The following is a 6081-nucleotide window of genomic DNA, read 5'->3' as shown; positions in this document are numbered from 1 at the left end:
GCGTTTGGCGCGAGGCGCATCGCGCCCATCTGGTCCGCGAAAAGGCGTTCATGCGCGAGCGCGACGCCCTGGCCGCCGCGAGGCGCGCCCTGCCCTGGTTGAGGATCGAGAAATCCTATTTGTTCGAGACGCCGGAGGGGCCCAAGGCGCTGGGCGAGCTGTTCGCAGGCCGCAGCCAGCTCATCGTTTACCATTTCATGATGGCGCCGGGAGACGATCATCGTTGCACGGGCTGCGCATTCCTGTGCGACCACATTGACGGGGCCAACCTCCATCTCAAACACCATGACGTCAGCCTGGTCGTGGTCTCGCGCGCGCCGCTCGGCGAAATCACGCCGTTCAAGCAGCGCATGGGCTGGACGTTCGACTGGGTGTCCTCAGGGCAAAGCGACTTCAATTTCGATTTCGAGGTGTCGTTCTCGGACGAGCAGATCGCAGCCGGCACGGCGACCTACAATTTTGCCCCGATGACCGGCGGCTCGCGCGAGCTACCGGGCGCCAGCGTCTTCATCAAGGATGAAGACGGCAACATCTTCCACACCTTTCAGGTGCGCTCCCGCGGCGGCGATCCCCTGATCGGCGCCTATCACTATCTCGACCTCACGCCCAAGGGGCGCAATGAGACCGGCCGCGGCAATCTCGGCGACTGGGTGCGGCTGCACGACGCGTATGATCGAGCCACGCCGGATGCCTGCCACTGCGGAAGTTCATCATGAGTCCGGCGAGGCATCGAAGCCGGCGCTGAGGCAATGCCGCAAGATCAGCGGCGGATCACTGCACGCTGGTCTGCTGCACGATGGCCGGGCGCGCGCTCGCGGCCTGGACGCGATAACGCGACAGATGATCGTCGAAGGACGACAGCGCGCAGAGCGCGAGGCTCGCCCACACCGCGGCGCTGAAATACAGCGACATCCATGCGATCTCGTCCTTCCAGTGATCGAACTCGTGGGTGACGGTCCAGCGCGTGGCGGTGTCGCGCAACCCTTCAAGCGGACGCAAATAGCGGCTGCCGTCGAGCAGCCCAGCCCGCCACCGGTTCAGATACATCGGCACGTCGACCACGACCAGGAAGGCGAGATAGCCGGCGATGCCGATGATGCCTGCGACCAACAGCCAGAACACCGCGCCTTCGAACTCCGGCAGCAGCCGGCCGAGACCGATCCCGATCACGAAGAACGTTACGGCCCACAGCGAATTCTCGATCGCGTTGAACAGGAAGTTGGTGGTCAGCACCGCATACCAGGAGCAGATCTCTGCGATCACGATCAGTGGCAGGATCACGCGCGCCGCGTTCACAGCGGTCTCGGCGCCGGCAATCTGCCCGAGCTGATCGAGGATGATCGCCCATTGCGCGGCAAAGCACAGCTCGGCGATGGTGGCGACCGTGCGCCCCACGAGCACGCTCGACAGGAAGCTGTCGTAGAGGCAGATGCGCTGCACGTCGGCGCGCGGCAGCACCGAACGAAAGGCGCAGCCGAACACATAGGCCGCGCAGAGCGCCAGCATCGCGCTGGTCTGCGAGGTGGCGCCGACAGGCTCCGGCGCACGCGCGTGAAGCTGCTGGTACAGCAGGAACCAGAACGCGATGTTGGCCGCGCTGACCAGCGTCAGCAGCCGCCACCATAACGCCACCGGATTCGACAGCGCCTGCTGTTGCACCTTCATCAGCTCTCTCCCGAATTCATCAAACTGCGATGCGACTGTAATCGTTGCGTCATTCAAACGTCACGACAAAACGCCGTGTGCGCCCGATTCCGCCGTTTCGGGACGCGCCGGCACAGCGTGACCTTGCGCACGGAAGACGCGAGCCGGGCCTGTCACGATGCACCCACTGATCCAAACCATAGGAGGAGATCATGGGTTTTTGGGATTCAATCGAAGATGCTGCCAGCTCTGTCGTCGACGGTGTCGAGAACGTAGCCAAGGACGTGGGTAATGCGGCGGAGGGCGCGGGCTCGGCTTTGCTCGGCGCGGCGGAAGGTGTCGCGAGCAACGTCGCCGGCGCCGTCGGCTCGGTGGTGCACGGCGTCGAATCACTCGGCGGTGAGGCCATCCACACCGTGGGCGGCGTGCTCGGCGCCCTCGGCGACGCGGCCGGTTCGATCGTTGGAGGCGCCATCCATATCGGCGGCGACATCGCCTCCACGGTCGGCCATGTCGGCGGCGATCTGTGGAACACCGGCAGCCATGTGCTGGGCGATCTCGGCAAGGGCGTCGGCGATCTCGTGCACGGCAATCTCAGCGGGGCGCTCGGCGACGTGACCCATGCCGGCAGCGACCTGCTGGACGGCGGGCTCAAGGTGGTCGGTGATGTCGGCAACGGCGCGATCAACATCGTCGGCGACGCCGCACAGACCGCGCTCGGGGTCGGACATGCCGGGTTGGAGGCGGCCGGATCGATCGCGCAGGGCGCGCTCGACATGGGCGGGACCATTATCGGGACCGCGGCCGATGTCGGCCAGGATGCGCTCGGCATGGCCGGCGCGATCGTGAAGGGCGGCTTCGAGGCTGGCGCCTCGCTCGCCAATGGTGCGATCGGCGCCGCGGCGGACACCGCCGGGATCGGCGGCCACCTGATCGGGGGGCCGATCGGCGAGATCATCACCGACGGCGCTCACGCCTTGGGTGGGGCGGCGCAGGCGGTGGTCGGCACCGTCGGCCAGTGGGGCGGCGAGGGTGTCGGCGGCCTGCTCGATGTCGCAGGCGACATGGTCCACACGGTCGGACACGGCGCGGCCAACATCTCGACCGACCTCGGCACGCTCGCGAACGATGTCGGCCACGGCAACTGGAACTCCGTGCTGCAAGATGTCGCGAACCTCGCTCATGACGGCGTCAGCGGCGACGGCCTCACCTTCAAGCCCGACGCGGTGGCGCACGCCGGGTCCGGCGGCGGCAACTTCTGGGAGAGTATCCCGACACACGGCGTGAGCGGTGTTCAGGTCCATGGCGTCGACAGCGGCGCATTGGGCCACGGCACCGAGGGCGTGGTGGCAAGCAGCCTGCGCCAACCGCTCCATCTCGAGGGCATGCAGACCGACACGCACGGCGCGCATGGCGAGACCGGCGGCCTGATGACGAGTGTCTACGCTCCTAACGGCGAGCATCACTTCGGGCTCGACAACGGCCACATGGGCCATGGCCCGGTGGAGTTCGGCGGTCACGAGCAGGGCAGCTTCGGCCACATGGAGCCGCTCACCGCGACCGACCACGGCCCGATCACGCCGCCGACGCACGACTTCCAGCCGGTCGACTACAGCCACGCGGTCGCGCAGACCGAGGTGCACCACTTCGCGATGCACGGCTAAGTCAGGAGGCTATCGTCCGGCGCCACGCTCCCGCCCTCGGCGCCGGCGACACCAGCCAGACCTCGCCGCCAACGCGAAGCAAGAGCCCGGACTCTCGGCAGGCCCTGCGAGAGTCCGGGCTCAGCGTTGAGCTGCGGATGTGAGCGAGATAGCTATTGTCGTCATTGCGAGCGCAGCGAAGCAATCCAGAGCCAAGAAGGAAGTCTGGATTACTTCGTCGCCTCGCTCCTCGCAATGACGATAATCAAATCACGGCGCCAGATAGCGCACCAGATCGGGACTGTTGCGCACGTCAGCCGCGGCGCCTTGCAATGCGACGCGGCCGCGATCGAGAACGTAGGCGTAGTCGGCGACGCGCAGCGCCAAGTCGAGATGCTGCTCGACCACGATGACGGCGATCTCCTTGGCGAGTTCGATCAGCCGCTCGGTGATCTCTTCGATGACGCCGATCCAGACGCCCTCGGTCGGTTCATCCAACAGCAGCAATTTGGGTTCCCCGAGCATGGCGCGGCCGATCGCCAGCATCTTGCGCTCGCCGCCCGACAAGGTGCCGGCCGGCTGGTCCAGCCGCTCCGCCAGTTTGGGGAAGATCGCCAGCACGCGGTCGACCGCGGCGGCGGTCTTGTTGTTGAGCGAGCCGACCGCGAGATTGTCGCGCACCGACAGCCGCGCGAACACCGAATGCTCCTGCGGCACGTAGCCGATGCCGGCGCGGACGCGTTGCTCGGTCGGCGTGCGGCCGATATCGCGGCCATCGAGCGCGATATCGCCCTTCCATGCCGGCAGCTCGCCGATGATGGTCTTCATCAAGGTGGTCTTGCCGGCGCCGTTGCGGCCGAGCACGGCGACGCCGCCGCGCCAGGGAACGCCGACCGTGACGTCGAACAGTACCTGGCTGCGGTTGTAGCCGGTGTCGAGATGGCGGATGTCGAGAAAGGTTTGCTCAGGCACGGCGTAAATAGATCTCCTGCACGCTCTTACTCGCCTGGATCTCGGCCACCGTGCCGGTCGCCAGCACCTTGCCCTGGTCCAGCACCGTCAGCCGATCGCAGATGTCGCGGATGAAATCGAGGTCGTGCTCGACAATGACGAGCGAGCAATGTTGTTTGATCGGCGCCAGCAACTCGCCGGTAACGCGCCGCTCTTCCAGGCTCATGCCGCCGGTCGGCTCGTCGAGCAGCAACAGCCGCGGCTTTGAGGCCAGCGCCATCGCGATCTCCAGCCACTGCTGCTGGCCATGCGACAATGCGGAGGCCGGATCGCGCGCGCGGTCGGCCAGCCGGAACTGCTGCAGCATGGTCATGACCTGATCGTGCAGCGCGCGGCGGGTGCGCGACAACACGAGATCGAGCAGCGAGGCTTGGGCCTGAAGCGCCAGGAGAATGTTGTCGTAGAGCGAGAGCGCCGGCAGCACGCTGGTGATCTGGAATTTCAGGCTCATGCCGGCGCGGGCGCGCTCGGCCGGCGACAGCGCGGTGATGTCAGCGCCGGCGAAGCTCACGCTGCCTTCCGTCGGCGTCTCGGCACCGGCGACGCATTTCATCAAAGTGCTCTTGCCGGAGCCGTTCGGCCCGATCAGGCCGTGGAATTCGTTCTCGGCGACGGACAGTGCCGCGCCGCCGAGCGCGGTGAGCTTGCCGAACACCTTGACGACGCCGGTTGCCTCAAGAAGCGCCATGGTCGCCCTTCTGCGGCCCGATGCCGAAACGGCCGACGCGTTCGCGCTCCGAGAGCACAAAGGAGATCAGCCCGAGCGGGCGGAACATGATGACGAACAGCAGCAGCACGCCGAGGATGATCGGCCAGATCTCGCGGTAATTGTCCGACAGCCAGAACGAGACGCCCTCGATGATCACGGTGCCGATCACGGCGCCGATCAAGGTGCCGGAGCCGCCGAACAGCACATAGAGCACGACCTGGGTCGAGATCACCACGCCGACCATGTTGGGCCAGACGAAGCCTTCGTGGAACGCGTAAAGGCTGCCGGCGAGGCCGGCAATGGCGCCGCCGATCGCAAACACGATCGCTTTCAGATGCTGCGTCTTATAGCCGAAGAAGGCGATGCGGGTCTCGTTCTCGCGCAGGCCCGCCAGCGCCAGACCGAATTGCGAGCGCACCAGGAAACGGCAGAGCAGATAGACCACCACCAAGAGCGCCAGTGCGAAATAATAGAAGACCGGTCCCTCGTCGAGTTCATAAGAGCCGAGCGTCATCGACGGGATCGAGGGGATGCCGTTCTGGCCGCCGAGATAGTACCAGCCGCGCGCGAGGCGGTCGGCGGCGTAGGAGCCGGTGAGCGTGCCCAGTGCGACGAAGATCATGCTGGTCGGATGGCGGCCGAGCAACAGGAAGCCGCCGAGCAGCAACGCAAACGCGAACCCGATCAGCACGCCGACCGGCAACACGATCAGCAGATTCGAGATGTTGAGGTCGCGACCGAGCAGCGCCACGCCGTAGCCGGCAGCGCCGAAGAACAGCGCCTGGCCGAAGCTCATGATGCCGGCATAGCCCCAGACCAGGTCGAAGGAGAGCGCGAACAACGCCAGGATCGCGACGCGAGTGGCAAACACGGTGAGATAGTCGGGCAGCACCATCGGCAGCGCCAGGGCGACCACCAGCACCACGGCTTCCACGATCGGCAGCGCGTTCCACCGCGCGGTCGTCTGTCCCGTTGCCGGCGCAAGGCCGGCCACTTCCGTTTCAGCCATCCGCCCGACGGCTCCTCTGTTCGGCTGCAGCAAGACGCGCACACATGTGCCTGCGAGGTCGCGGA

At 66.2% G+C, this 6081-nt stretch carries 6 protein-coding genes; 2 read left to right on the top strand and 4 right to left on the bottom strand.

Translation table 11 applies throughout. The features are described 5' to 3' along the window. Nucleotides 1-716: DUF899 domain-containing protein (locus tag WA702_RS24650; RefSeq protein ID WP_425113159.1), on the top strand; the 716-nt coding region annotated here is incomplete at its 5' end. Between the two features lie 55 nt (nt 717-771). On the opposite strand, the gene WA702_RS24645 is transcribed toward WA702_RS24650, so the two are convergent. Beyond that, nucleotides 772-1665, bottom strand: coding sequence for a hypothetical protein (locus tag WA702_RS24645; protein ID WP_425113158.1), 894 nt, complete (start codon nt 1663-1665; stop codon nt 772-774). Nucleotides 1666-1856: 191 nt separating this feature from the next. On the opposite strand from WA702_RS24645, the gene WA702_RS24640 reads away from it, so the two are divergent. Then, complete coding sequence (locus WA702_RS24640) at nt 1857-3308, top strand: hypothetical protein (RefSeq protein WP_425113157.1); 1452 nt, start codon at nt 1857-1859, stop codon at nt 3306-3308. A 249-nt stretch (nt 3309-3557) separates the two neighbouring features. Here WA702_RS24640 and WA702_RS24635 read toward each other — a convergent pair whose 3' ends face one another. Genes WA702_RS24635 through WA702_RS24625 form a run of 3 tightly spaced genes read right to left on the bottom strand, consistent with a single transcriptional unit; the run spans nt 3558 to nt 6016 of the window. Beyond that, complete coding sequence (locus WA702_RS24635) at nt 3558-4259, bottom strand: ABC transporter ATP-binding protein (protein ID WP_425113156.1); 702 nt, start codon at nt 4257-4259, stop codon at nt 3558-3560. Further along, a complete protein-coding gene (locus WA702_RS24630; protein WP_425113155.1) occupies nt 4252-4986 on the bottom strand; it encodes an ABC transporter ATP-binding protein in 735 nt (244 codons plus the stop codon). The genes WA702_RS24635 and WA702_RS24630 overlap by 8 nt, the downstream gene beginning before the upstream one ends. Next, a complete protein-coding gene (locus WA702_RS24625) occupies nt 4973-6016 on the bottom strand; it encodes a branched-chain amino acid ABC transporter permease (protein WP_425113154.1) in 1044 nt (347 codons plus the stop codon). Before WA702_RS24625 ends, WA702_RS24630 begins: the two co-directional genes overlap by 14 nt. Nucleotides 6017-6081 lie beyond the last annotated feature (65 nt).

Source organism: Bradyrhizobium sp. (assembly GCF_049798375.1).
Lineage (GTDB): Bacteria > Pseudomonadota > Alphaproteobacteria > Rhizobiales > Xanthobacteraceae > Bradyrhizobium.
Note: the sequence above shows the minus strand (reverse complement) of the source record. Positions and strands in the feature narration are given on the sequence as shown.